Below are 21,975 nucleotides of genomic sequence, written 5' to 3'. Positions count from 1 at the left end.
TCCCGCCTCACCAGCGACCAGACCGAACCCATCGGTGGATCCGGGCTCAACCAGCGGGTGGGTGTCCTGCGGGGTTTCGACTCGCTCCGCTCCCGCAACCAGCGGGCAATGCGCCTCCCGCTGGTTGAGCGAGGAGCGCAGCGCAGCGAGCACCGCAGTCGAAACCGGCCCGGCCGGCATCAGGAGTTCGACTACGGCCGTTCGAACCGCTCGGCGCGGCCGAGCTTGCGCAGTCGCATCCACTCGCGGAAGCCCGCGACGTCGCGCTGCTGAACCAGGAAGTACCAGCCGAAGCGCGCGTACTCCTGCGGGAGGAGCTTGCGCATGCCCGGCTGACTCATCAGGTAGCCGCGGTTGCGGTAGGTGAAGAATCGCTTCACCTCGTTGTCCGGGTACTGCGTGTGCATCCGGCCACCGAGGATCGGACGGAACTCGTCACTGCCGTCGGGGTGGAGATACGCGGTGGTCAGACAGGTGCCGAAGCCGATGCCCGACCGCGCCAGCCGCCGGTGCATCTCCACTTCGTCGCCCCGGAAGAACAGCCGGAGGTCGGGCACGCCGATCGCGTCGACGGTGTCGGCGGAGAACAGCGCACCGTTCATCAGCGACGCGATGCCCGGCAGCAGGTCGTTGTCCGGACCTGCGGTCTCACCGTCGGCGTACAGCTCCGACCGCTTCCGTCGCCACACCAGTCCGCGCCGCAGCGGGAAGGCGAGGTCGTCGGGGGAGGCGATGTTCACGACCACCGGGGACACCTGGCCGAGGCGATGTCGATGAGCGCAGTCGAGCAGCGTCGACAGCACCTGCGGACCCTCGGGACGACCGTCGTCGTCCGCGCACCAGATCCAGTCGGCGCCGAGCGCGAGCGCGTGCAGCATGCCGAGCGCGAACCCGCCCGCCCCTCCGAGATTGTGCTGCGACGGTAGGTAGGTGGTCGGAATCGGCTGGCTCGCGACCAACTCGCCGACCTCTGGCTCGGCGGCGTTGTCGACGACGATGAGGTGGTCGAGCGGCCGGTCCTGCGCCGACAGCACCGTCAACGACTCGGCGAGGAGCTCGCGTCGCTTGTGGGTGACGACGACGCCGACGACCGTCGCGCCGGACACGGCGCTCACGCGGTACCCGCGGCACCGGAGGTGCCGTCGCGTTCTTCGGCCAGCTCGTCGAGCACCTTGCGCACGTGCTGTGCGGCGTCGGGACCCTCATATGCTCCGACGACGTCCTCGATGCCGCCGTCCATCCGGATCTGGCCGTGGTCGATCCACAGTGCGCGGTCGCACAACTGTGCCAGGAACTCGTTGGAGTGGCTGGCGAAGACCAGAATGCCCGATCGCTCCACCAGCGCCTGCAGTCGCACGCGGGCCTTCTTCATGAACTCCGCGTCGACGGCGCCGATGCCCTCGTCGAGGATGAGGATCTCGGGGTCGATGCTGGTGACGACGCCGAGCGCCAGGCGCACGCGCATGCCGGTGGAGTACGTGCGCAGCGGCATCTGCAGGTAGTCGCCGAGCTCGGAGAACTCCGCGATCTCATCGGTCTTCTTCAGCATCTCCTTGCGGCTCATGCCGAGGAACATGCCGCGGATGATGATGTTCTCGTAGCCGGAGATCTCCGGGTCCATGCCGACGCCGAGATCGAAGACGGGCGCCACGCGGCCCTTGACCCGGCACGATCCGCGCGTCGGCTCGTAGATGCCCGACAACAGGCGCAGCAGGGTCGACTTGCCCGCGCCGTTGTGGCCCACCAGGCCGACGCGGTCGCCGTGCTCCAGGTGCAGGTTGATGTCGCGGAGCGCCTCCACGACCACCGTCTTCGAGCTGTTGGCGCCGATCACGCCGCCTGCGGCGCCGATCACCGCCTTCTTCAACGAGCGTGTCTTGGCGTCGAAGATCGGGAAGTCGACGCAGGCGTCCCAGGTGTCGACGCGGATGTCGCTGTCTGCCACAGGTCCTCCTAGACCCAGTACGCCACGCGGGCGCGATAGTTGCGCATCACGAACATCGCCGCCACCCAGCCGATGAGGGTGCAGCCGATCACGATGAGCCAGTGATACAGCGCGACGTGCTGGCCGAGCAGCGGCCCGCGCGCGATCTCCAGATAGTGGTACATCGGATTGAGCTCGACCAGCTTGAGACGGCTCGACGCGTCGGCGCCGGTGCTGCTCAGCGACTGCGCCGACCAGATGATCGGCGTCATGAAGAACACCAGGCGGACGGCCGTCGTCAGCAGCTGGCCGATGTCGCGGAAACGGGTCGACATGATGCCGAAGACGATCGTGGTCCAGACCGCGTTCAGCGCGTAGAGCAGCAGGGCGGGGAACACCAGCAGCGCCGTCCAGCCCAGCGGCTGCGGGAACACCACGAGCAGGATCAGATAGATGACGATGTTGTGCGCGAAGATGATCAGGCTGCGCCACACCACGCGGTACACGTGCACGCTCGTCGGGGCGGGCAGCTGTTTGATCAGGCCCTCGTTGGTGGAGAAGACCACCGAGCCGTCGAGGATCGACGTCTCGATGAAGCCCCAGAAGATGAAGCCGAGCGTCACATACGGCAGGAAGACCTTGATGTCCTGGTGGAACAGCTCGCCGTACAGGATGCCCATCGCGACGGCGGTGACACCGGTGGCGACGGTGATCCACAGGGGACCGAGGATCGAGCGCTTGTAGCGCTGCTTGATATCGGTCCACCCGAGGTGCAACCACAGCTCGGAGTTGCGGAACCCGTCGACGAGGTCCTTGATGCCTCGGGCGAACGTCTTCGAGTCCGAGGTCTGGGGTGCGGGCGGGATTCCGCCGTCATTGACTACGGCTGACACAACGCCACAGCATACAAGTGCCTCAGAGGTACTGACCTGTGCTGTGCCCGTCGTGTGACGGCGCTCCCGACGGGAGTGCGCCCTGGCGCATCTGCTCGAGCTGACTGCGGGCGGCCATCTGCTGGGCGAACAGTGCGGTCTGGATGCCGTGGAACAGGCCCTCCAGCCAGCCGACCAGCTGTGCCTGCGCGATCCGCAGCTCGGCGTCGGACGGGGTCACGTCGTCCGAGAACGGCAGCGCCAGGCGATCGAGTTCTTCGCGCAGTTCCGGAGCCAGGCCGTCGGCCAGTTCGGCGATCGAGGTCCGATGGATGTCGGCCAGGCGATTGCGGCTCGCGTCGTCGAGGGGAGCCGCGCGCACCTCTTCGAGAAGCTGCTTGATCATCGTGCCGATCCGCATCACCTTGGCGGGCTGCTCCACCATCGAGGCCACGTTCCCCGGCTGGTCGTCGTCGCCGTCCTGCGGAATCGCGCCGGGCAGAATGATGGACTCCTCCGCCTGCGGGAAACCGGAGTCGGACGGGTTGCCGGGGTCACCCGGCGTCGCGGAGCCGAACATAGCGGGGTGCATGGCTACCATTGTGCACTTTCGCTGCCAGTATCGTTGTGCGCATGCCGTTCGACATCGCCTCGGTCAGGGGGCTCTTCCCAGCGCTGGGAGACGGCTGGATCCATCTCGATCCGCAGGCCGGCATGCAGATCCCCGACTCGGTGGCGTCCGCCGTGTCCACGGGATTCCGCTCGCTGCCGGTGATCCCGGGCACCCGCAGCCCGCAGGCGCGAGCCGCGTCCGACGCCCTCGACAACGCTCGCCGTGCCGTCGCAGACCTGCTCGGCGCCGACCCGATGGGCGTGGTCCTCGGGTCGTCGCGGTCGGCGCTGATCTCGGCCCTCGCCGACGCGCTGCCGCTCAGCGCGTGGATGGACCGGAACATCGTGCTCTCGCGGTCCGACGACGAGCCCGTCCTCGCCCCGGCGACCGCGGCCGCAGCCCGGCACGGCACACAGATCCGCTGGGCCGAGATCGACGTGGAGGACGGCTCGCTGCCTACGTGGCAGTTCGCGGACATCATCGACGACCGCACGTCGCTGGTCGCGGTCACTCTCGCGTCGTCGGTCACCGGGGCGATCACCGACATCGGGCCCATCGCCGGGCATGCGCGCGCGGCCCGCGCCCGCCTGCTCGTCGACGCGTCCACCGCGGCACCGTACGTCCCCCTGTCGATCCACGAGCTCGGCGCCGACGCGGTGCTGCTGAGCGCGGAGCGCTGGGGTGGACCGAGGATGGCCGCGCTCGTGTTCGCCGATCCGATGCAGTTCAGTTCGCTCGCTCGGGTATCGCTGGATCCGCGGGCGTACGGGCCGGCGAAGCTGGAGGTCGAGCCGGTGCCTGGAGCGACGCTCGCCGGGCTCGTCGCATCGGTGGAGTACCTCGCGGGGCTCGACCAGGGAGCGACCGGGACCAGGCGGGAGCGGATCACCGCGTCCATGGACGCCACCTACGAGTACGTGCACCGACTCCTCTACTACCTGGTGAATTCGCTCTCGCACCTGTCCAACATCCGCATCATCGGCCCCGACGTCCATCGCGTGCCGGTCGTCAGCTTCCTGGTCGAGGGCGTCGCCGCGACCGAGGTGTGTATCAGGTTGAGTGACAACGGCATCGCCGCGATGGCGGAGATTCCGAGTCGGGCGCTCGCCGCCGTCGGAGTCGACGACATCGGTGGTGCGGTGACCGTCGGGCTGTCGCCGTACTCCACTCCGTACGAGGTCGATCAGCTGGTCAGAGTGCTCGGGTCGTTCGGGTGATCCGGCTCGTTCGGACGGATGGACATGAATTTGGCGAGCGGTTACACCCCGGTAGGGTCTGACGTTGTCAGACGAGATTCATGATGGTGGAGGGCGCGATCTTGCCGGGACCGGACATGGGCGGAGTCGCCGGGCAGGGGAGTGACGCGCCGGCGATGAGCGCCGAACAACGCGAGTTGTGGCAGCAGTTCGTCGGTGGCGGATGGGTGCTCTATCGCGCCCTCTTCCGCGAGATCGATCAGTCCGCGCCGCTCTCGTCCGCAGACTGGCGGCTGCTCGAGGTGCTGGCGTCGGCACCGCAGCTGCGTATCAGCGATCTGGCCGACGCCACCCAGATCGGTCTCAGCACGGTGTCCCGCCAGGTCAGCCGATTCCTCGAGCGCGGTTACGCGGTTCGCGTGGAGTCCGTCGACGTCGATGCCCGGCAGAAGTGGGTGCAGATCACCGACAAGGGCACCGAGATGGTGCGTCCCATCCTCGAGGCGCGTGACCGGGCGGTCCGCCGCCTCGTCATCGATCGGCTGACGCCGGACCAGTTCGAGCAGCTCTGCACCATCTTCGGTCTGCTCGGCGAGCGGATCGTCGAACACGAGGACTGAGCACGGCGCGTCAGACGGTCAGCAGCACCTTGCCGACTGCGTCGCCGGATTCGAGTCGGGCGTGCGCGGCCGCGGCGTCGGCCAGCGGGAAGGTCGAATCGATCACCGGTGCGATATCGCCGGATTCGATCAGCGGCCATGTGCGGGCCACGGTCTCGGTGACGATGGCGAACTTGGAGTCCGGTCCTCCGGTGGTCGGGCGCGACCGCAGGGTGGTGCCGCTGACTGACGCGCGTTTCGCCATCAAGGCGCCGATGTTCAGTTCGGCCTTGGCGCCGCCCTGCATGCCGATGATCACCAGCCGGCCGTTGGTCGCGAGCGCCGAGAGATTCTGCGCCAGATACTTGGCACCGATGATGTCGAGGATCACGTCGGCTCCGCCCTCGGCGGCCAGGATCTCCACGAAGTCGTCGGTGCGGTAGTCGATCAGGATGTCGGCCCCGAGATCGGCGGCCCGCGCGAGCTTGTCCGCGTTGCGGGCGGTGGTCGCGACGCGAGCACCCATCGCATGGGCCAACTGGATGGCGTGCGTACCGATTCCGCTGCTCCCGCCATGAACCAGGAACATTTCGCCGGGGGCCAGGCACCCGGTCATCACCACGTTCGACATCACCGTGCAGGCCACCTCCGGCAGCCCGGCAGCGGCGACCGGGTCGATCCCCCGCGGGACGGGCATCACCTGCTCCCACGGGACCGCGACCTTCTCCGCGTAACCGCCGCCCGCCAGCAGCGCGCACACCTCGTCGCCGATCCGCCAGCCGGTGACGCCGTCGCCGACCGCGCAGATCGTCCCGGAGACCTCGAGTCCGAAGACGTCCGAGGCACCGGCCGGCGGCGGATAGTGTCCGGCGCGCTGCAAGAGGTCGGCTCGATTCACGCCGGCTGCGACGACGTCGACGATCACCTCGCCCGGACCGGGCTCCGGGTCGGGAAGCTCGACGACCGTCATGGATGCGGTACCGGGGATCGCGCGCATGCCTGCCAGTGTTCCAGCCGTGGGTGACCGCGTCGAGTGCCGAAGGCCGGCGGAACGCGCCGATGCGCTAACCTGATTCGCCAGGGAAGCGTGGCAGAGCGGCCGAATGCACTCGCCTTGAAAGCGAGCGTGGGTAAAACCACCGGGGGTTCAAATCCCTCCGCTTCCGCTGTTGTGATGAGTCGCGACATCGTTTACACACGATGTCGCGACTCATTGCTTTTCCGGGGGTTCACGGGTTGTGGGTTGTTGACTGACGGTGTGGTTCGTCGCGGGTCCGTCCCGGTCGCGGGTGAGCCGCCCGCAGCGCAGAAAGTCTGCGCTCTCAGCGCGGTCCGAGGGAAGATTGCCCTCGGAAGGCTGTGAGACGACAGATTGTCCGGCCGTAACGCTGTTCAGCGCTGGAAGGTGGTGCGTCGCGGGGGCCGGGGGAGGCGCGGAATGAAGCGCGGGACGTTGCGCGCGTGTGCGAAGTACGGATCGCCGAGCTCGGCTCGGAGATCGTGCTCCTCGAATCGAATCGAATCGAATCGAACCGCGACCACGAGGTAGCCGGTTGACCCGGCAGCGAAGAGGAGATGGCCGATGGGCGTCTGCGCTGATCGACGTCGGATTGCTCGGAGTCTTCGCCGTCGAGCACAGTCTGATGGCCCGGCGGCAGGTCGGCGGAGGTGCCGATGACACAGAAGTGACCTGAGTCACGGAAGTTAGCGATGTGCTGTTAACGTGCTAACCGGTGGCCGCCGAGCCGTCCGTGAGGAGAGTCGTATGCAGGATTTGAAGATGCCGGTCAAGATCTGGTCGTCGATCGCCACCGCGCCGATGCAGGTCGCGACGGCGACCGCGCTCGCCGGGATCCGGTACTGGTCGGGGGCATTCGAGCGACGGGCGACGCCGCTCGACGTGATGGGCGACTGGGCTCGCTGGGTCCAGGCGGCGACCGTGCGCGAGGTGCCGCCCTGGGCGCATGACCACACCGTCGTGCGGGAGTGGCCGGTCGCCCGACTGCTCGACTACTCGGCGCCCGAGCCCGGAGTCGAGATCGCCACCCTGGTCCTGCCGCCGCAGGCCGGTCACTCGTCGTCGATCGTCGACTTCAACGAGGGCCAGAGCCAGATGATCACGATCCGGGACGCGGGTCTGGATCGGCTCTACACCCTCGACTGGCTGGGCGCGACGCAGGCCACCAAGGACTATTCGATCGAGGACTACATCTCGATCGTCGACGAGGCGGTCGACGACATCGGCGGCATCGTGAACCTCATCGGTGACTGCCAGGGCGGCTGGCTCGCGACGATCTATGCCGCGCTGCGCCCGGACAAGGTCAACTCGCTGACGATCGGCGGTGCACCGATCGACTTCCACATCGGCGACGGCGTCATCAACGAATGGGTCCGGGTGATGCGGGCCGAGCAGGACACCGCGGTCTATCGCGGTGTGGTGGCTGCGGGCAACGGCGTCTACCGCGGACAGAACCAGGTCCTCGGATTCAAGATGCTCGAACCCGCCGCCGAGTACGAGCGCCTCGTCGGGCTGCTCCCGGACATCAACGACGAGCGGGCGGTCAAGCGGTACACCGACTTCACCAACTGGTTCGAATGGACTCAGGACATCCCGGGCGCGTTCTACCTGTGGATCGTCGAGCACCTGTTCGGGAAGAACGAACTCGTGAACGGGCAGCTCGCCGTCGGCGGGGAGACGGTGGATCTGGCGCGTATCTCCTGCCCGGTCAACCTGCTCGCGGGCAGCGCCGATCACATCACGCCGCCGGTGCAGGTGTGGGCCCTCGAGGACTACGTCTCGACGCCGAAGGATCAGATCAAGCGGGAGCTCGCGCAGTCCGGGCATCTCGGGCTGTTCATGGGCCGGGAGTCCCTCGCGAGCCACTGGGCGCCGATGGTCGAAGCGCTGGTTCCGATCAGCCGCTGAGCCACGACCGCCCGTGGGCGAGACGAGACCGGTCCCGAACCCTGCGAGGTTCGGGACCGGTCTCGTCGTTGCTACGAAGCCGCGCTGATCACGACGCAGCCTTCGTCTGCAGCCTGCGTCGATCCCGTTCGGGGTCGACGAGCAGCAGCACCGCGACACCCGCGGCCAGCAGCAGTGCGCCGCAGATCAGGAACAGGACGTGATAGCCGCCTGCCTCGGTCGACGCGTTCTCGATCAGCCGTCCGGCGATGGCCGGCGCGAGCATTCCCGCCACGCCGAAGAAGGCGAAGAACACGCCGAGCGCCGTGCCTCGCTGAGCCACCGGGGTGATCTCGGCGACCGCCGCAGTCGCGGCCGGGAAGATGGTCGTGTAGAGGATGAACGCGGGCAGCATCAGGATCAGCTGGACGGTCCCGCCGGTTCCGGCGAACGCGAACATCGCAACCGCGGCGATCACGATCGCCACCGCGGGGACCCCCGAGCGGGACCATCGGCTCGACACGCCGCGGGCGAGGAGTCGTCGTGAGACCCAGCCCTGGCCGAACATCGCGACCGCGCCGGTCGCGGCGACCGCGGCGATGAGATTGCCCGTCGACACCGTGCTGATCCCGCGCACCGACTCGAGGTAGGTGGGCAGCCAGGTGGTCAGGATCGCCGTCACGAAGTAGCAGGCGAATCCGGCGAAGGCGAGGAACGCCCAGGTGGGAGAGGCGAACAGGTTCCGATAGGGAACCCGGCTCTCATCCGGTTCGGCGTCGTCGGTGGCGGCGGGAGTGCCTGCGGGCTTCACGTCGTAGGGTCCCTCCTTGCCGATCATCAGCCACAGCGCGACCCACACGAGGCCTGCGATGCCGAGCACGCCGAAGCACCAGCGCCAGCCCCAATGGACCTGGACGAAGGCCATCGCCGGTGCGGCGATCAGCACGCCGAGCGACGACGATCCGAGAACGATCGCGTTCGGGACGTCGCGCTTCTCGTCGGGGAACCACTTCATCACCGCGTGCAGCGACACCGGCGAGGCGGGGCCCTCCGCGAGACCGAGGACCACGCGGGAGATCAGCAGCACGGAGAACGACGCCGCACCCATCACCGGGAACTGGACGACGGCCCAGACCAGCGCCATCGCGATCAGCATCCATCGCGTCTGAATCCGGTCGACGAGCATGCCGCCGACGACGGTCGACACCCCGAACAGGAAGAAGAACGCACTCGCGATGAGCCCGTACTGGGACGGGGTGAGGCCGAGGTCGTCCATCAACGCGTGCGAGGTGAGGCCGAGGACCGACTTGTCACCCCAGTTGATCACCATGAACAGCGCGAGGGCGCCGGTGATCAGCCAAGCGCGGCGAGAGGAGTAACCCGCCGGTGCGGTGTCCGGGTCCGTGCCCGTGGAGGCGGGCGCGGGCACGGAAGCGATGGTGCTTGTCATGAGAGGTCCTTGATTCAGCGGGGCAGGTCGCCGGCGACGGTGACGCGTTCCATCACCCGGCGGTGCGGGAAGTAGTCGTTGACGGCGTAGTGCTGCGTGGAGCGGTTGTCCCAGATGGCGACCGAGTTCGGCTCCCACTGGAAGCGGATCTGGTACTCGGGAGTGCGGGCCTGGAACATCAGGTAGTCGAGCAGCTGGTCGCCGTCCCCCTTCGGGAGTCCGACGATCTCCGACGTGAACGGCTCGTTCACGTACAGCAGTCGACGGCCGGTCTCGGGGTGGGTGCGAACGATCGGGTGGGCGATCGGCGGGTGGATCTTCGACATCGCCTCCACCTGCTCCGCCGACATCGCCAGGCCCCACGACTTGGTGAACGTGTGGATCGCCCGGAGACCCTCGATCTTCTCCTTCACCGGCTCGGGAAGGTTGTCGTAGGCGGCGGCCATGTCGGCCCACACGGTGTTGCCGCCGACCGGCGGAACCTCGACGGCACGCAGGATCGACGCCATCGACGGGTCCTTGCGGAACGAGGTGTCGCTGTGCCAGACGTTCTCCGTGCCGACCGACATGTCGCCCTTGGCGAGCCGCGAGATCTCCTGCGCCTCACCGTTGGGGAAGAAGTCGTTCACCTCGACCGAGCCCCACCGCCGAGCCAGGCTGATGTGCTGCGGACCAGTCAGACTCTGGTCGCGGAAGAAGAGGACCTTGAACTCGAGGAGTGCGCGGTGGAGTTCCGCGTGCAGCTCGTCGTCGATGTCGGCGAGGTCGACGCCCTCGATGTATGCGCCGATGGTCGGGCCGGCCGGCGTCACCTCGAATCGGGTGTACGACGGCGAATCGGCAGGCTGATCGCCATTGCGTTGAAGGTCGCGGGCACCGAGATGGATCCGCGGGTACGCGGTCTCACCTGCGGTGTGGATGGTCAGGTTCTTGATGACGGTGTCTGTGCTCATGATTCAAGTGTGATGGGCGACACCACTGTCTCTGGATGTGAGTTGCGACAGCGGGTGCGAAGCGTGGCTGTGCTGTAGCACAATCTATGGATGGTCCTGTCCTCAGAATCTCCGCAATCCGGACCTCCCGAAGGTGTGGCGGCGATCCTCGATCGGGTCGGCTCGCGGGTCGGTGCGATGGCACAGGAGATCACCGCTGCCGAGGCCGCGCAGTTCCTGCCGGATGAGATGCACGATTCGGAACTGGTCTCGATCGGCAACCGGGTGATCCCCATCGCCCTGCGGTATCTGCGGACCGGCGGGACGCCGACCGACGACGAGCTGCAGGCGGTCCGCGAGCGCGCGGAACAGCGTGCGCGGGAGGGCGTCCCGTTGTCTCTGGTGCTCGGCCTGTGGCAGCGGGGGTTCCAGCTGGTGTTCGACGAGTGCCTGCGTGCTTCCGAGGGGACCGGTGACGGTCCCGCCCTCGGCTGGATCGGCGCGGTCGGCTTCCGGGTACAGGAGGTGTTCGTCGCAGAGCTGGTCCGCGCCTACCAACGGGAGCGCGCCGTGCAGTCGGACGAGCTCACCGGCGGACCGCAGTTCGTCGGTCGACTGCTGCTGCTCGGCCACGATCCGCGGGCCGACGCCGAGCGCCTGGACGTCCGCCTCGACCTCGCCTACCACGTGCTCGCCGTGCGCCTCGAGAAGACGCCGGGTGAGCTGTCGGCCGAGCGCGCCGCGCGCGACGTGGCCGGTCGTCGCAAACTGCACCGGGTCCAGCGGCTGTTCCGGGCCGACGGCGGACCGGCCATGCTCTCGATGCTCGACCGCGACGGCGGTACCGTGCTCATCCCGGTCGCCCTGTATCCGGTCGACGACGACGATGAGCGCCTGCGGCGACTGGTCGCCGCGATCGCCGCGGCCGCCGGTGCGCCCGCCTCTGCGGCGGTCGTCGAGGGCGTCGCCCGAGGTGAGATCAAGGACGCGGCGGTCGAGGCGCAGGAGGTGCTCCGGGTCGCGGTCGCACTCGGGCGACCCGCCGGACTGCACCGGCTGGCCGACGTCGCCGTGGCCTATCAGCTGAGCCGTCGGGGCCCAGGGGCACAGCGGTTGTCGGAGACGATTCGGCCGCTGCTCGATCAGCCCGACCTGCTTCGGACGCTGCGCGCGTACCTCGACTGCGATCTCGACCGGTTGCGCGCCGCCCGCGCCCTCGACGTGCACCCGAACACCGTGAACAATCGGCTCAACCGGATCGAGGGGCTGTGCGGTACGAGTCCGTTCCGGACCGAGGGGATCGTCGCGCTGTACGCGGCGGTGACCGCCCACGCCGTGGAGGGCGGCTGACCGGCCGACGAGGCGGACGTGACGGGCGTCCCGCGATTCGACTATCGGCGCGCCAGGCCGTAACTTTTTCGGGTGCATTCCGATGACGACACCACCCTCCCCGCGTGGCGCGAACCCGGTGAACTGCCCGTACCTTTCGCTGACGCGATCGAGGAGTGGGCGGTCGCCGCGCGTGCGGTACTGATCGAGACCGCACGCGTCTACGGCGCGCTCATCACTCAGGCTGAGCTCGCGTCGAAGGTGCAGAGCGACACCGGAATCCGGGCGGGCGGACCCGTCCGACTGTGGATCGACGAACTGCTCGCTGCCGTCACCCGATCGCGCACGGCGGACGAGCCGCTGCTGGCGTCGCTCTGTGTCCGGCTCGACCAGAGCGTGGGTGACGCCTACCTGCGCGTCCTGGAGATCGCGGGCCGCCCGAAGCCGGACGACGAGGACATGGACGCGGCCACCGCGCGGTTCGCCTGTTACGAGTTCTTCGGTGCCACGATTCCAGCGTTCGCCCGCCCGACGCTCGCACCGCGTGTCGCGGAGAGGCGCGCCGCTCGGCGCCCCGCGCGTCCGGCGAAGGCGCCGAAATCTCCGAAGGCGGCGAAGTCGACTGCGAAGTCGGCTGCGTCGGGCGCGCCTGCCAAGCCCAAGCCGAAGACCAAGCCCAAGGCGGCACCCAAGCCCGAGGAGCCGAAGCCCAAGCTGTGCCCGAACTGCTTCACCGTGCTGTCGACGTCGGGCGAGTGCGGGTTCTGCTACTGATCTGATCAGTCGGCGCTCGGGCTACGATCGCGACATCACTGTCGTGGGGTCGAGGGCGCGGGCACTTCCCGCGCCTCCGAACGCGGTCTTCGAAGACCTCATCGATCCGGCGCGGCAGCCGGTGCGTCCATGGCTCACCCTCCTGGCGGACGAGACGCCACCCGGAGTGCTCACCGTGGAACCCGGCGTGCGGGTGGTGTGGACGTCGATCTGGCCTCGCCGGCCGGACGCTCGCATCGAGTTCGAGTTGACGCCGCATCGCGGAGGAACGACTGTCGCGTGGCTGATCCGGGTCGACGGAGATACGCCCGATGACTCGCTGGCCGGACACATGCGGAAGCGCATCAACGAGCTGGTGTTCGCGAATCTCCGCTATACGTACGGTCAGTGACGAATCGGTGCCGTCTGTCGTCTCAGCCCCTGGTCGACCCGCGTACGGCCAGCTCGACCGGCAGCCGGACGTCGGCGGGGGCGTCATCGGTCCCGGTGATCATGCCGAGCAGTAGTCGGACTCCGGCCGCGCCGATCGCATGGGCCGGCGTGACGACGGTGGTCAGCGGGACGGGGAGCTGCGCGGCGACGGGGATGTCGTTGTAGCCGACGAGGCCGAGGTCGTCCGGGATCGACAGCCCGAGATCGCGGGCGACGCCGAGAAGTCCGATGGCCATCGTGTCGCTGACGCAGAAGACCGCGTCGGGCCGGTCGTCGCCGGTGAGAAGTGTTCGCGCGGCATCGATTCCGCCCTGCACATCCATCCGCGCATGTGCGATCCGGCCGGTGGGGACGGCGACGCCCGCGTCGTGCATCTCGTAGAGGAAGCCGGCCAGCCGATCGTGTCCCGTGGTAGCGAACAGCGGACCGCCGACGGCGGCGATCCGGCGATAACCGCAGTCGACCAGGTGCCGTGCCGCGAGACGTCCGCCGAGGCGATCGTCGCCGCCGGCGAACGGCAGGCCGGCGTCGGCGTGCCGGTTGAGCGCCACCGCGGGTACCGGCAGGGCGAGGTCGGAGACGAACTCGGCGGCCGGGCTGTGCAGACTGCTCAGAATGAGGCCGTCCACCTGGCGGCCCGCGAGCAGAGCGATCGCCTCGCGCTGCCCATCCGGATCGTCGGGCGGACTCGACAGCAGCACCGAGTACCCGGCCTCGCGCGCCGCCTGTTCGACGCCCTGGTAGATCGTGGCGACCACGCCGTCGGTCAGGCGGGGCATGACGGCACCGATGGTCGTCGTGCGGCGCGTGCGCAGGCTGGCGGCCCAGAGGTTCGGGCGGTAGCCGAGCTCGTCGGCGACCTCTCGGACACGTTTGGCGGCCTCCGACCCCCCGTCCACCGGCTCGGCCTGCCGCAGCACGCGTGACACCGTCGACACGTGAACGCCGGCGCGCTCGGCGATCTCCTTCATCGTCGGCGGACGCGAGCCGCGGCTGCCGGAGGGATCTGTCATGCGGAGGGTCCTTGCGGGTCGGGGATTGACGGCTCGTCGTGCATCTCGCTACTCTCACTCCACCATATGCAATCGATTGCGCAAAGCATTGCATGTACGTGTTCCGCTGTTATCCACCAGGAGAAGCCATGGCCGACACCCGCACCGTCACCCAACTGTTCGCCCTCGACGACCTCCTCTCCGACGAGGAGAAGGCGATCCGCGACACCGTCCGCAAGTTCGGTGAGGATCGGATCCGGCCGCACATCGCGGGCTGGTTCGACGAGGCCCGGATCCCGGCCAAGGAGCTCGCCAAGGAACTCGGCGGACTGGGCGTGCTGGGCATGCACCTCGACGGCTACGGGTGCGCGGGGATGAGCGCGGTGACCTACGGCCTGGCGTGCCTGGAGCTGGAGGCCATCGACTCGGGCATCCGGTCGCTGGTGTCGGTGCAGGGCTCGCTCGCGATGTTCGCGATCCACCACTGGGGCAGCGAGGAGCAGAAGCAGGAGTGGCTGCCGCGGATGGCCGCCGGTGACGCGCTGGGCTGCTTCGGCCTGACCGAACCCGACTTCGGCTCCGACCCCGGTGGCATGCGCACCCGCGCGGTGCGCGACGGCTCCGACTGGGTGCTGAACGGCGCCAAGATGTGGATCACCAACGGCTCGGTGGCCGACGTCGCGGTGGTCTGGGCCAAGACCGACCTGGAACAGGGCGCGCGCGGAATCCGCGGCTTCGTCGTCCCGACCGACACACCCGGATTCTCGGCACCGGAGATTCGCGCGAAGATGTCGCTGCGTGCGTCGGTCACCTCCGAGTTGGTGCTGCAGGACGTGCGCCTGCCGGAGTCGGCGATGCTGCCGAAGGCGGCCGGCCTGAGCGGCCCGTTGAGCTGCCTCAACGAGGCGCGATTCGGCATCATCTTCGGATCGATCGGCGCGGCCCGCGATTGTCTCGAGACCGCCGTCGACTACGCCTCCACCCGCATGGTGTTCGACAAGCCCCTCGCCGCCTACCAGCTGACGCAGGCCAAACTCGCCGACATGGCGCTCGAGGTCGGCAAGGGGCATCTGCTGGCCTACCGGCTCGGACGACTGAAGGACGCCGGTGAGGTGGAGCCCGCCCAGGTCAGCCTCGGCAAGCTCAACAACTGCCGCGAGGCCATCAAGGTGGCGCGCGAATGCCGCACCATCCTCGCCGCGAACGGCATCACCCTGGAGTACCCGGTGATCCGCCACGCGAACAATCTCGAGTCGGTGCTCACCTATGAGGGCACCTCCGAGGTCCACCAGCTCACCATCGGTCGCGCCCTGACCGGCGAAGCCGCCTTCCGGTGACCTCCGGCGCGCTCGACGGTCTCCTGATCGCCGATTTCGGCAGAGTGCTGGCCGGCCCCTACGCCACGATGCTGCTCGCCGACCTCGGCGCCGAGGTGGTCAAGATCGAACGGCCGGGCGCGGGCGACGACACCCGGTCGTGGGGTCCGCCCTACGCGGACGGGCAGGCCACGTACTTCCAGGCGGCCAATCGCAACAAGTCGTCGCTGGCACTCGACTTTCGCGACCCCGACGATCTGGCCGTCGCGCGCGACCTGGCGCGCCGGGCCGACGTGGTGGTCGAGAACTTCCTGCCCGGCACCATGGAGCGGCTCGGTCTCGGTTACGACGCGGTGGTCGCGGCGAATCCCGGCGTCGTCTACTGCTCGATCACCGGTTTCGGCGGACACAACGACCTGCCCGGCTACGACCTCCTCGTTCAGGCCGTCGGCGGGCTGATGAGCATCACCGGCCCGTCGCCCGACGAGCCGACCAAGGTCGGGGTCGCGCTGGTCGACGTGGTGACCGGATTACACGCGGCGGTCGGGATCCTGTCGGCGCTCCGCCACCGCGATCGCACCGGCGAGGGGCAGCGGGTGGAGGTGAACCTGCTGTCGTCGCTGCTGTCGGCACTGGCGAACCAGAGCTCGGGCTTCGTCGGCGCGGGCGTGGTGCCGCAGGCGATGGGCAACCGGCATCCGAGCGTCGTGCCCTATCAGCCGTTCCCGACGGCCGACCGGCCGCTGATCCTGGCGGTCGGCAACGACCGGCAGTTCGAGGCGTTCGCCCGAGAGCTGGGCGCGCCGGCGATGGCCGACGACGCGCGGTTCGCGACCAACTCCGCGCGCGTCGAGAACCGTGACGTGCTGATCGACGAGGTCACCCGACTTCTGTCGACCGACACCGCCGACGGCTGGTTCAAGCGATTCGCCTCGGTCGGCGTCCCGTGCGGGCCCGTCAACGACGTCGCCGAAGCCTTCGCCCTGGCCGACCGGCTGGGTTTGCAGCCGGTCGCGGAGGTCGTGGATCCGCGTCGGAGCAATCCCGTCCGGACGGTCGCGAATCCGATCCGCCTGTCCGCGACCCCGCCGACGTATCGGTCGGCGCCACCGGAGCTGGGGGAGGGCGCCGCCGGCTGAGTACGGCCGTCACCCCGCCGGTTCAGCGCTTCTCACGACCGCTTCTTCGCGCCCGGGCCCGGAGCGGCGCGGACATCTCGTTGCGCCACGGCGTGTCCCGCGTCGCAGACGACGACCGCCCGCACGGGGGCGCCGCAGTCGCGGTGGACGATGTCGACGGACGGACCGGCCGGATCGGCTCGGTGCCGGTCGCCCCAGCGGAGCATCGCGATCAGGACCGGCTGCAGGTCCAGGCCTGCGTCGGTGAGCCGGTACTCCTTGCGTCTGCGGGAGCCGGGTTCCTGGTATTCGCGCGCCGTCAGCACGTCGGCGTCGACCAGTTTGCGCAGGCGGTCGGACAGCACCGAATCGGACACCCCGGTGTGCTCCTTGATCTGGTCGAACCGGCGGACACCGTTGAAGACCTCGCGCAGCACCAGTGCGCTCCATCGGTCGCCGATCACGTCGAGCGTGCGCTGGACGGAGCAGTTGTCGGTGTCGAAGTCGAGCCAGTCCATGTCCACATCGTATCTGGCTTCTCTATTGACAGTCAGCGGATCTCCGATCTAACTTCTTAATCAGAAGTCAGTGGCATCGACGTCGCAGACGCTCAACAGAGGAGAAGGCCATGACCGAAGCCGTGCAGATGCCCGGACCGTCGAGCGTGTTCATGGACGCATCGGGGCTCGTGATCACCGAAGCATCGGGCTCGCGGGTCGAGGGTTACGCCGACCTCGACGAACGGCACCACACCCCGTTCGGTGTCGTGCACGGCGGTGTGTACGCGGCGATCGTCGAGAGTGCCGGGAGCGTCGGGGCCAGCGCCGCCGTCGCCGACCGCGGGCAGTTCTCGGTCGGGCTCAACAACTCGACCGACTTCCTGCGGTCGTCGAACGGATGTCGTGCGCGGGTGGTCGCGGAGCCGATCATCCAGGGCCGCACCCAGCAGCTCTGGCTCATCCAGATCAGCGACGAGGCCACCGGAAAGGACCTGGCACGCGGCCAGCTCCGACTGCAGAACATCGCGCTGCCGACAGCGGACTGACGTCGCCCGCGGCGCTGTGCGACCATCGATGGCGTGGCCGACTACCTCGTGCCCGACTGGGCCAACGCAGCTTTGGTGATCATCGACGTCCAGCAGGACTTCGTCGACGGTCCGGGCGCGGTACCGGGTACCCGCGAGGTGCTTCCGGCCATCGCCGAAGCCGCCGCCGAGTTCCGCCGACTGGGCCGCCCGGTGGTCCATGTGGTCCGCTCCTATCGGCCCGGTGAGAGCGACGTCGACCTGCCCCGGCGAGCGGCCGTCGAAGCGGGGACCGCCGTCGTCGTACCGGGAACGCCGGGCGCAGGGATCCCGCAGGAACTCCTGCCCGGGGACGTCGACCTCGATTGGGAGTCGCTTCGGTTCGGGGCCGTCCAGCAGATCGGGGAGGCCGAGTTCGCGCTGTACAAGCCGCGGTGGTCGGCGTTCTTCCGGACGCCGCTCGAATCGCTCCTCGGCGACCATGACGTCACGACGGTCGTCGTCGCAGGCTGCAATCTGCCGAACTGTCCGCGGGCCACGCTGTTCGACGCGTCCGAGCTCGACTATCGGACCGTCCTGATCACGGACGCGACCTCGCAGGTCACCGCCGCGCGATCGGCGGACATGGAGCTGATCGGCGTGCAGCTGCGGACGACCGGCGAGGTGATCGCGTCGCTCGCGGGAGACGAACTGCTCGGCGTGGCCGAGAGCCTGTGGGCCGATGCCCTGGACGCGCTCGACCTCGACGATCTCGACCGCGCGAGCGGATGCGGAGACTGGACGGTTCGGCAGCTGGTCGACCATGTGGCCGGGGGCGCGGCCCGGTACACGATTCTGCTCGACGGCGGGACCGCGCAGGACACGGTCGCCACCCGAGAGCTCGACTACATCGGCGACGACGCCATCGGCAGCTTCTGGGAACAGGAGCATCGACTGCGCGAGGCGGCCGAGCAGGCCGACCTCGACGTTCTCGTCGACCATCGGGCGGGCCCGCGAAGCGGCACCTCGCTGATGCAGTTGCGACTGCTCGAGTTGACCCTGCACAGCAAGGATCTCGCGGATGCGCTCGGTCTGACCTGGTCGCCGCCGGCGGAACTGCTCGACCACCTGCTCGGAGCCGGAGCGCCGATCATCGAGGATCTGCGCGGGCTCGGACTGTTCGGCCCGTCGCTCACGCCGGCCTCCGACCGGCCGGCGGACAGGCTGCTGGCGTTCGCCGGACGTACGGCGTGACCGTCCGATCCCGATAGTCTGACCCGGTGACTTCCGACTCGGCGGCGAGCGCCGACGCGCGACCCCGGTTCCGCCTCGCCTACGTCCCCGGTGCGACGCCCGCGAAGTGGGTCCGCAAGTGGCGGGACCGATTCACCGACACCCCGCTGGACCTGCTGTCGTGCTCGGTCGTCGACAGCACGCGGATGCTCGCCGACGGTGCCGCGGACGCCGTCGTCACTCGGATTCCGGACGCGCTGGCGATGTTCGATCCGGGACCGCACCACGCCATCGACCTCTACGAGGAGACGACGGTGGTCGTGGTCCCGAAGGACCACTATCTGACCGTCGCCGAGGAGCTGACGGCCGACGACGTCGCTGCGGAGAGCTTCTTCTCGCCGCTCGACGACGTGCTGACCTGGGAGCGGCCACCGGGCACGATGCTCGACCACCGCCCGGCGACGACGGCCGACGCGATCGAACTCGTCGCGGCGGGCGTGGGTCTGCTCGCCGTGCCGCAGTCGCTCGCCCGCCTCCACCATCGGCGCGACCTGGTGTACCGGCCGCTGATCGGTGCTCCGACCAGCCGTGTCGGACTCGTCTGGGCGTCACCCACCTCCGATCTCGCCGAGCAGTTCGTCGGACTGGTCCGCGGCCGCGGTGCGAACTCCTCCCGCGGCAAGGAGCCGCAACCCAAACGGTCCGCGAAGGAGAAGGCGGCCGCCAAACGCGCGAATCGCGAGGCCGCGGGCAAGGTCCCGGGAAAGAACTTCGGGAAGGGTGCGCGGCGCGGTCGGCGGTAGGGGTGGGTGTCACCAGCTCCAGGTGAGGTCGCCGTCAGGACCGGCCTTGCACGTCGCGATTCCGTCGGTGCGGGCGATTCGCGCACGTGCACCGGGCTCGGTGCACGTGGTCCCGTACTCGACGGCCGGTCGGGACTGGTTCGTCCGGTCGGTCCACGCGCCGTTCATCGCGCTGCAGACAAGCGTGCCGTCCGCCGACACGTCCCCGAACTCCTCCACCCCGCACGGCTGTCCCTCGACCGGTTCCGGGGTGGCCGAGGGCTCGATCGTGACGGGTTCCTCGGTCGGCGTGGCGGTCGCGTAGACGGTGACCGGGGCCGGTTCGGTGGTCGTGGTCGGGGTTCTCCGGACGGTGACGGTCGACGTGGTGGTCACCGGCGTGGACGCGGCCGTCGGCGCCTCTCTCGACTTCAGATGGCCGTAGGCGAACGCGCCGCCGACCGCTAGCACCGCGGCGGTCGCCACGGCGGTGATCGCGGTGATCCATCCGTTCCGGTTCGACGATCGCTGCCGCTCGGGCTCGGGGACGACCGCTCGCTGCGCCGCGGTGGCGGCCATCGTCGCCGCGTACGCGGGCACGACGGGCTGCGTCGGCCGGCCGTGGATCGCGTCGGTGAGGGCGGAGGTGAACTCGGCGCAGGTCTGGAACCGCGCGTCGGGGTCCTTCGCGAGGACCCGGGCGAACACCGGGTCGAGCGCCGCGGGCAGCTGCGGCGCGACCTCCGACGCCGCGGGCGGTGACTGATTCAGATGTGCGGCCATCAGTGCCGTCATCGACGGTCCGGTGAAGGGGGCGCGGCCGGTGATCAGGTGGAACGCGGTGCAGCCGAGGGAGTACACGTCCGAGCGATTGTCGATCGCGCCGCCCTCGATCGCCTCGGGGCTCATGTACGACAGCGTGCCGATCGCGACGCCGGTGGACGTCAGCGACGTCGTCTCCTCGGCGGCCTTCGCGATGCCGAAATCGGCCAGCTTGACCGCTTCGACCGTCGGCTCGGCGCCGGTGTCGTCCATCGCGAGCAGGATGTTCGCCGGCTTCACGTCGCGGTGGGTGATCCGCTGCCTGCGCCACGCGTAGTCGAGCGCGGCCGCGGCGCCGCCGACCAGGGAGGGCACCAGGTCCGGTGCCTGCGCGCCGCTCTCGTCGAGCAACCGTCCGGCGTCGATGCCCTCGACGAACTCCATCGTGATCCACAGGCGACCCTCGTACTCGCCGCGGTCGTGGAGAGTGACGATGTTGGGGTGCGACAGCTGGGCCAGGAGATCGGCTTCGCGCTGGAACCTCGACTTGAAGTCGTCGTTGCGCGAGACTCCCGCGTCGAGCAGTTTCAGCGCATCGCGGCGAGGCAGGCGGGGATGCTCGACCAGGAACACCTGGCCCATGCCGCCGGCGCCGAGCGTGCGCAGGACTCGGTATCCGGCGATTTCGGTGATCTCCATGAAGATTCTCTTTTCCGGCGAAGCGTCGACTTGCAGAGTGTGTCACGGGGGTCTGACTGTGGATCGAATGAGCGGCACCGCGATCGGCGTGCCGCGCGGCGTCTACGGTGAGAATCGAACGAGGAGGTCCAGTGAAGATCGCGATCGAGCCCGTGCGGGACCGGTATCTGGTGGAGGCCGTGACCGCGGCCGGGAGTGAGGTCGTCGCGCTCGACGACGCCGAGGCGCTCGTGTGGATCGGCGGCCCGGACGGATTCCCGGAGCTCGGCGACGACGTGCGCTGGGTCGCGCTGAGCACCGCGGGCATCGAACGGTTCGTCGACGCCGACGTCCTCGACGACCGTCGACTGTGGACCAACGCCTCCGGCTTCTATGCCGCGGGAGTCGCCGAGCACGCCCTCGCGCTGCTGTTGGCCGGGCTGCGTCAGATCAATACGGCGGTCCGGGAGCATTGGGCCAAGGAACTGATCGACCCGGCCGTCCGGACCCTGCGGGGGTCGACGGTCGCGATCATCGGTGCAGGCGGCATCGGTCGCGAACTCGCCCCGCTGCTCAAAGCCTGCGGCGCGACGGTCATCGCCGTCAACCGCAGCGGCCGGGAGATCCCCGGCGCCGACCTGACGCTGGCCGCCACCCGGTTGGACGAGGTGTGGGAGCGCACCGACCACGTGGTCCTGGCCGCGCCGGACACCCCGGAGACCCGCCACCTGATCGACGACGAGACGCTCGCCCGCCTTCATCCGCACACGTGGATCGTGAACATCGCGCGCGGTCCGCTGATCGATCAGGCGGCCCTGTGTCGAGCGCTCGCGGATGGGGTCATCGCCGGCGCGGCTCTCGACGTCACAGATCCCGAGCCGCCCGCCGACGACGACCCGCTGTGGTCGCTGCCGAACGTCATCATCACTCCCCACGTGGCCAATCCCGCTTCGGGACTGACGCGGGAGATGGCGCCGTTCCTGGCGGAGAACGTTCGGCGTCACGAGGCGGGCGAGGAACTGCTGGCCGTCGTGACACCCGGTGCGGGGTACTGACGGCGGTCGT

Annotated in this window: 23 protein-coding genes, 1 tRNA gene and 1 pseudogene; 14 read left to right on the top strand and 11 right to left on the bottom strand. The window is 68.9% G+C overall.

Annotation, left to right across the window (positions count from 1 at the left end; translation table 11 throughout):
* From SCNU_RS20930 to SCNU_RS18505, 5 genes are all read right to left on the bottom strand, one after another.
* The coding region (locus SCNU_RS20930; protein ID WP_238526488.1) for a hypothetical protein at positions 1-180 on the bottom strand (180 nt) is incomplete at its 3' end.
* Between the two features lie 11 nt (positions 181-191).
* On the bottom strand, positions 192-1,106 hold the full coding sequence (gene glfT1, locus SCNU_RS18520; protein ID WP_009680951.1) for a galactofuranosyltransferase GlfT1: 915 nt from the start codon (positions 1,104-1,106) through the stop codon (positions 192-194).
* A gap of 5 nt (positions 1,107-1,111) precedes the next feature.
* Positions 1,112-1,945: a galactan export ABC transporter ATP-binding subunit Wzt/RfbE gene (wzt, locus tag SCNU_RS18515; protein WP_009680950.1), complete on the bottom strand. Its 834-nt coding sequence runs from the start codon at positions 1,943-1,945 to the stop codon at positions 1,112-1,114.
* A gap of 8 nt (positions 1,946-1,953) precedes the next feature.
* The gene (gene wzm / locus SCNU_RS18510; protein WP_009680949.1) at positions 1,954-2,817 is read right to left on the bottom strand and encodes a galactan export ABC transporter permease subunit Wzm/RfbD; all 864 of its coding nucleotides are present in this window, start codon (positions 2,815-2,817) and stop codon (positions 1,954-1,956) included.
* A gap of 22 nt (positions 2,818-2,839) precedes the next feature.
* Positions 2,840-3,388, bottom strand: coding sequence for a bacterial proteasome activator family protein (locus tag SCNU_RS18505; RefSeq protein WP_040518885.1), 549 nt, complete (start codon positions 3,386-3,388; stop codon positions 2,840-2,842).
* 41 nt (positions 3,389-3,429) lie between these two features.
* On the opposite strand from SCNU_RS18505, the gene SCNU_RS18500 reads away from it, so the two are divergent.
* Both SCNU_RS18500 and SCNU_RS18495 read left to right on the top strand, forming a co-directional pair.
* Positions 3,430-4,626: an aminotransferase class V-fold PLP-dependent enzyme gene (locus SCNU_RS18500; RefSeq protein ID WP_009680947.1), complete on the top strand. Its 1,197-nt coding sequence runs from the start codon at positions 3,430-3,432 to the stop codon at positions 4,624-4,626.
* A gap of 80 nt (positions 4,627-4,706) precedes the next feature.
* Positions 4,707-5,225: a MarR family winged helix-turn-helix transcriptional regulator gene (locus SCNU_RS18495; RefSeq protein WP_009680946.1), complete on the top strand. Its 519-nt coding sequence runs from the start codon at positions 4,707-4,709 to the stop codon at positions 5,223-5,225.
* Positions 5,226-5,235: 10 nt separating this feature from the next.
* On the opposite strand, the gene SCNU_RS18490 is transcribed toward SCNU_RS18495, so the two are convergent.
* Entirely contained in the window at positions 5,236-6,201 is a 966-nt protein-coding gene (locus SCNU_RS18490) for an NAD(P)H-quinone oxidoreductase (protein WP_009680945.1), read from the bottom strand.
* Between the two features lie 84 nt (positions 6,202-6,285).
* Here SCNU_RS18490 and SCNU_RS18485 point away from each other — a divergent pair.
* Together SCNU_RS18485 and SCNU_RS18480 are read left to right on the top strand one after the other, a co-directional pair.
* Positions 6,286-6,370, top strand: a tRNA-Ser gene (locus SCNU_RS18485).
* A gap of 599 nt (positions 6,371-6,969) precedes the next feature.
* Complete coding sequence (locus tag SCNU_RS18480; protein WP_009680943.1) at positions 6,970-8,130, top strand: alpha/beta fold hydrolase; 1,161 nt, start codon at positions 6,970-6,972, stop codon at positions 8,128-8,130.
* Positions 8,131-8,218: 88 nt separating this feature from the next.
* On the opposite strand, the gene SCNU_RS18475 is transcribed toward SCNU_RS18480, so the two are convergent.
* Both SCNU_RS18475 and SCNU_RS18470 read right to left on the bottom strand, forming a co-directional pair.
* Positions 8,219-9,559 carry an MFS transporter gene (locus tag SCNU_RS18475; protein ID WP_009680942.1) on the bottom strand — a complete coding sequence of 447 codons (1,341 nt, stop codon included), beginning with the start codon at positions 9,557-9,559 and terminating at the stop codon, positions 8,219-8,221.
* Between the two features lie 14 nt (positions 9,560-9,573).
* Positions 9,574-10,512 carry a TauD/TfdA dioxygenase family protein gene (locus SCNU_RS18470; RefSeq protein WP_009680941.1) on the bottom strand — a complete coding sequence of 313 codons (939 nt, stop codon included), beginning with the start codon at positions 10,510-10,512 and terminating at the stop codon, positions 9,574-9,576.
* Positions 10,513-10,602: 90 nt separating this feature from the next.
* Here SCNU_RS18470 and SCNU_RS18465 point away from each other — a divergent pair, with 90 nt between their 5' ends.
* From SCNU_RS18465 to SCNU_RS18455, 3 genes are all read left to right on the top strand, one after another.
* Positions 10,603-11,841 carry a PucR family transcriptional regulator gene (locus tag SCNU_RS18465; RefSeq protein WP_085948517.1) on the top strand — a complete coding sequence of 413 codons (1,239 nt, stop codon included), beginning with the start codon at positions 10,603-10,605 and terminating at the stop codon, positions 11,839-11,841.
* Positions 11,842-11,913: 72 nt separating this feature from the next.
* On the top strand, positions 11,914-12,594 hold the full coding sequence (locus tag SCNU_RS18460; RefSeq protein WP_009680939.1) for a hypothetical protein: 681 nt from the start codon (positions 11,914-11,916) through the stop codon (positions 12,592-12,594).
* A gap of 43 nt (positions 12,595-12,637) precedes the next feature.
* Positions 12,638-12,985, top strand: coding sequence for an SRPBCC family protein (locus SCNU_RS18455; protein WP_009680938.1), 348 nt, complete (start codon positions 12,638-12,640; stop codon positions 12,983-12,985).
* A 22-nt stretch (positions 12,986-13,007) separates the two neighbouring features.
* Here SCNU_RS18455 and SCNU_RS18450 read toward each other — a convergent pair whose 3' ends face one another.
* Entirely contained in the window at positions 13,008-14,039 is a 1,032-nt protein-coding gene (locus SCNU_RS18450) for a LacI family DNA-binding transcriptional regulator (protein WP_009680937.1), read from the bottom strand.
* Positions 14,040-14,167: 128 nt separating this feature from the next.
* Here SCNU_RS18450 and SCNU_RS18445 point away from each other — a divergent pair, with 128 nt between their 5' ends.
* A complete protein-coding gene (locus SCNU_RS18445; protein ID WP_009680936.1) occupies positions 14,168-15,355 on the top strand; it encodes an acyl-CoA dehydrogenase family protein in 1,188 nt (395 codons plus the stop codon).
* The gene (locus tag SCNU_RS18440; protein WP_009680935.1) at positions 15,352-16,473 is read left to right on the top strand and encodes a CaiB/BaiF CoA transferase family protein; all 1,122 of its coding nucleotides are present in this window, start codon (positions 15,352-15,354) and stop codon (positions 16,471-16,473) included. Before SCNU_RS18445 ends, SCNU_RS18440 begins: the two co-directional genes overlap by 4 nt.
* Positions 16,474-16,505: 32 nt before the next feature.
* On the opposite strand, the gene SCNU_RS18435 is transcribed toward SCNU_RS18440, so the two are convergent.
* Positions 16,506-16,970, bottom strand: coding sequence for a winged helix-turn-helix transcriptional regulator (locus SCNU_RS18435; protein WP_009680934.1), 465 nt, complete (start codon positions 16,968-16,970; stop codon positions 16,506-16,508).
* Between the two features lie 110 nt (positions 16,971-17,080).
* On the opposite strand from SCNU_RS18435, the gene SCNU_RS18430 reads away from it, so the two are divergent.
* The 4 genes and pseudogenes from SCNU_RS18430 to SCNU_RS18420 all read left to right on the top strand — a co-directional run bounded on the left by SCNU_RS18430 (position 17,081) and on the right by SCNU_RS18420 (position 19,491).
* Positions 17,081-17,497 carry a PaaI family thioesterase gene (locus SCNU_RS18430; protein ID WP_009680933.1) on the top strand — a complete coding sequence of 139 codons (417 nt, stop codon included), beginning with the start codon at positions 17,081-17,083 and terminating at the stop codon, positions 17,495-17,497.
* Between the two features lie 33 nt (positions 17,498-17,530).
* Positions 17,531-18,160, top strand: a pseudogene (locus SCNU_RS20925) (cysteine hydrolase family protein); the annotation flags it as partial.
* The gene (locus tag SCNU_RS20920; protein ID WP_420795032.1) at positions 18,140-18,709 is read left to right on the top strand and encodes a TIGR03086 family metal-binding protein; all 570 of its coding nucleotides are present in this window, start codon (positions 18,140-18,142) and stop codon (positions 18,707-18,709) included. The pseudogene SCNU_RS20925 and the gene SCNU_RS20920, both read left to right, overlap by 21 nt.
* A 26-nt stretch (positions 18,710-18,735) precedes the next feature.
* Positions 18,736-19,491 carry a substrate-binding domain-containing protein gene (locus tag SCNU_RS18420; protein ID WP_009680931.1) on the top strand — a complete coding sequence of 252 codons (756 nt, stop codon included), beginning with the start codon at positions 18,736-18,738 and terminating at the stop codon, positions 19,489-19,491.
* 9 nt (positions 19,492-19,500) lie between these two features.
* Here SCNU_RS18420 and SCNU_RS18415 read toward each other — a convergent pair whose 3' ends face one another.
* Positions 19,501-20,931: a serine/threonine-protein kinase gene (locus SCNU_RS18415; RefSeq protein ID WP_009680930.1), complete on the bottom strand. Its 1,431-nt coding sequence runs from the start codon at positions 20,929-20,931 to the stop codon at positions 19,501-19,503.
* A gap of 131 nt (positions 20,932-21,062) precedes the next feature.
* On the opposite strand from SCNU_RS18415, the gene SCNU_RS18410 reads away from it, so the two are divergent.
* Positions 21,063-21,965, top strand: a complete 903-nt coding sequence (locus SCNU_RS18410; protein WP_009680929.1) for a D-isomer specific 2-hydroxyacid dehydrogenase family protein — start codon at positions 21,063-21,065, stop codon at positions 21,963-21,965.
* Positions 21,966-21,975: the final 10 nt, after the last annotated feature.

Source organism: Gordonia neofelifaecis NRRL B-59395 (assembly GCF_000192435.1).
GTDB lineage: Bacteria > Actinomycetota > Actinomycetes > Mycobacteriales > Mycobacteriaceae > Gordonia > Gordonia neofelifaecis.
This window is presented reverse-complemented; position numbering and strand designations above follow the sequence as displayed.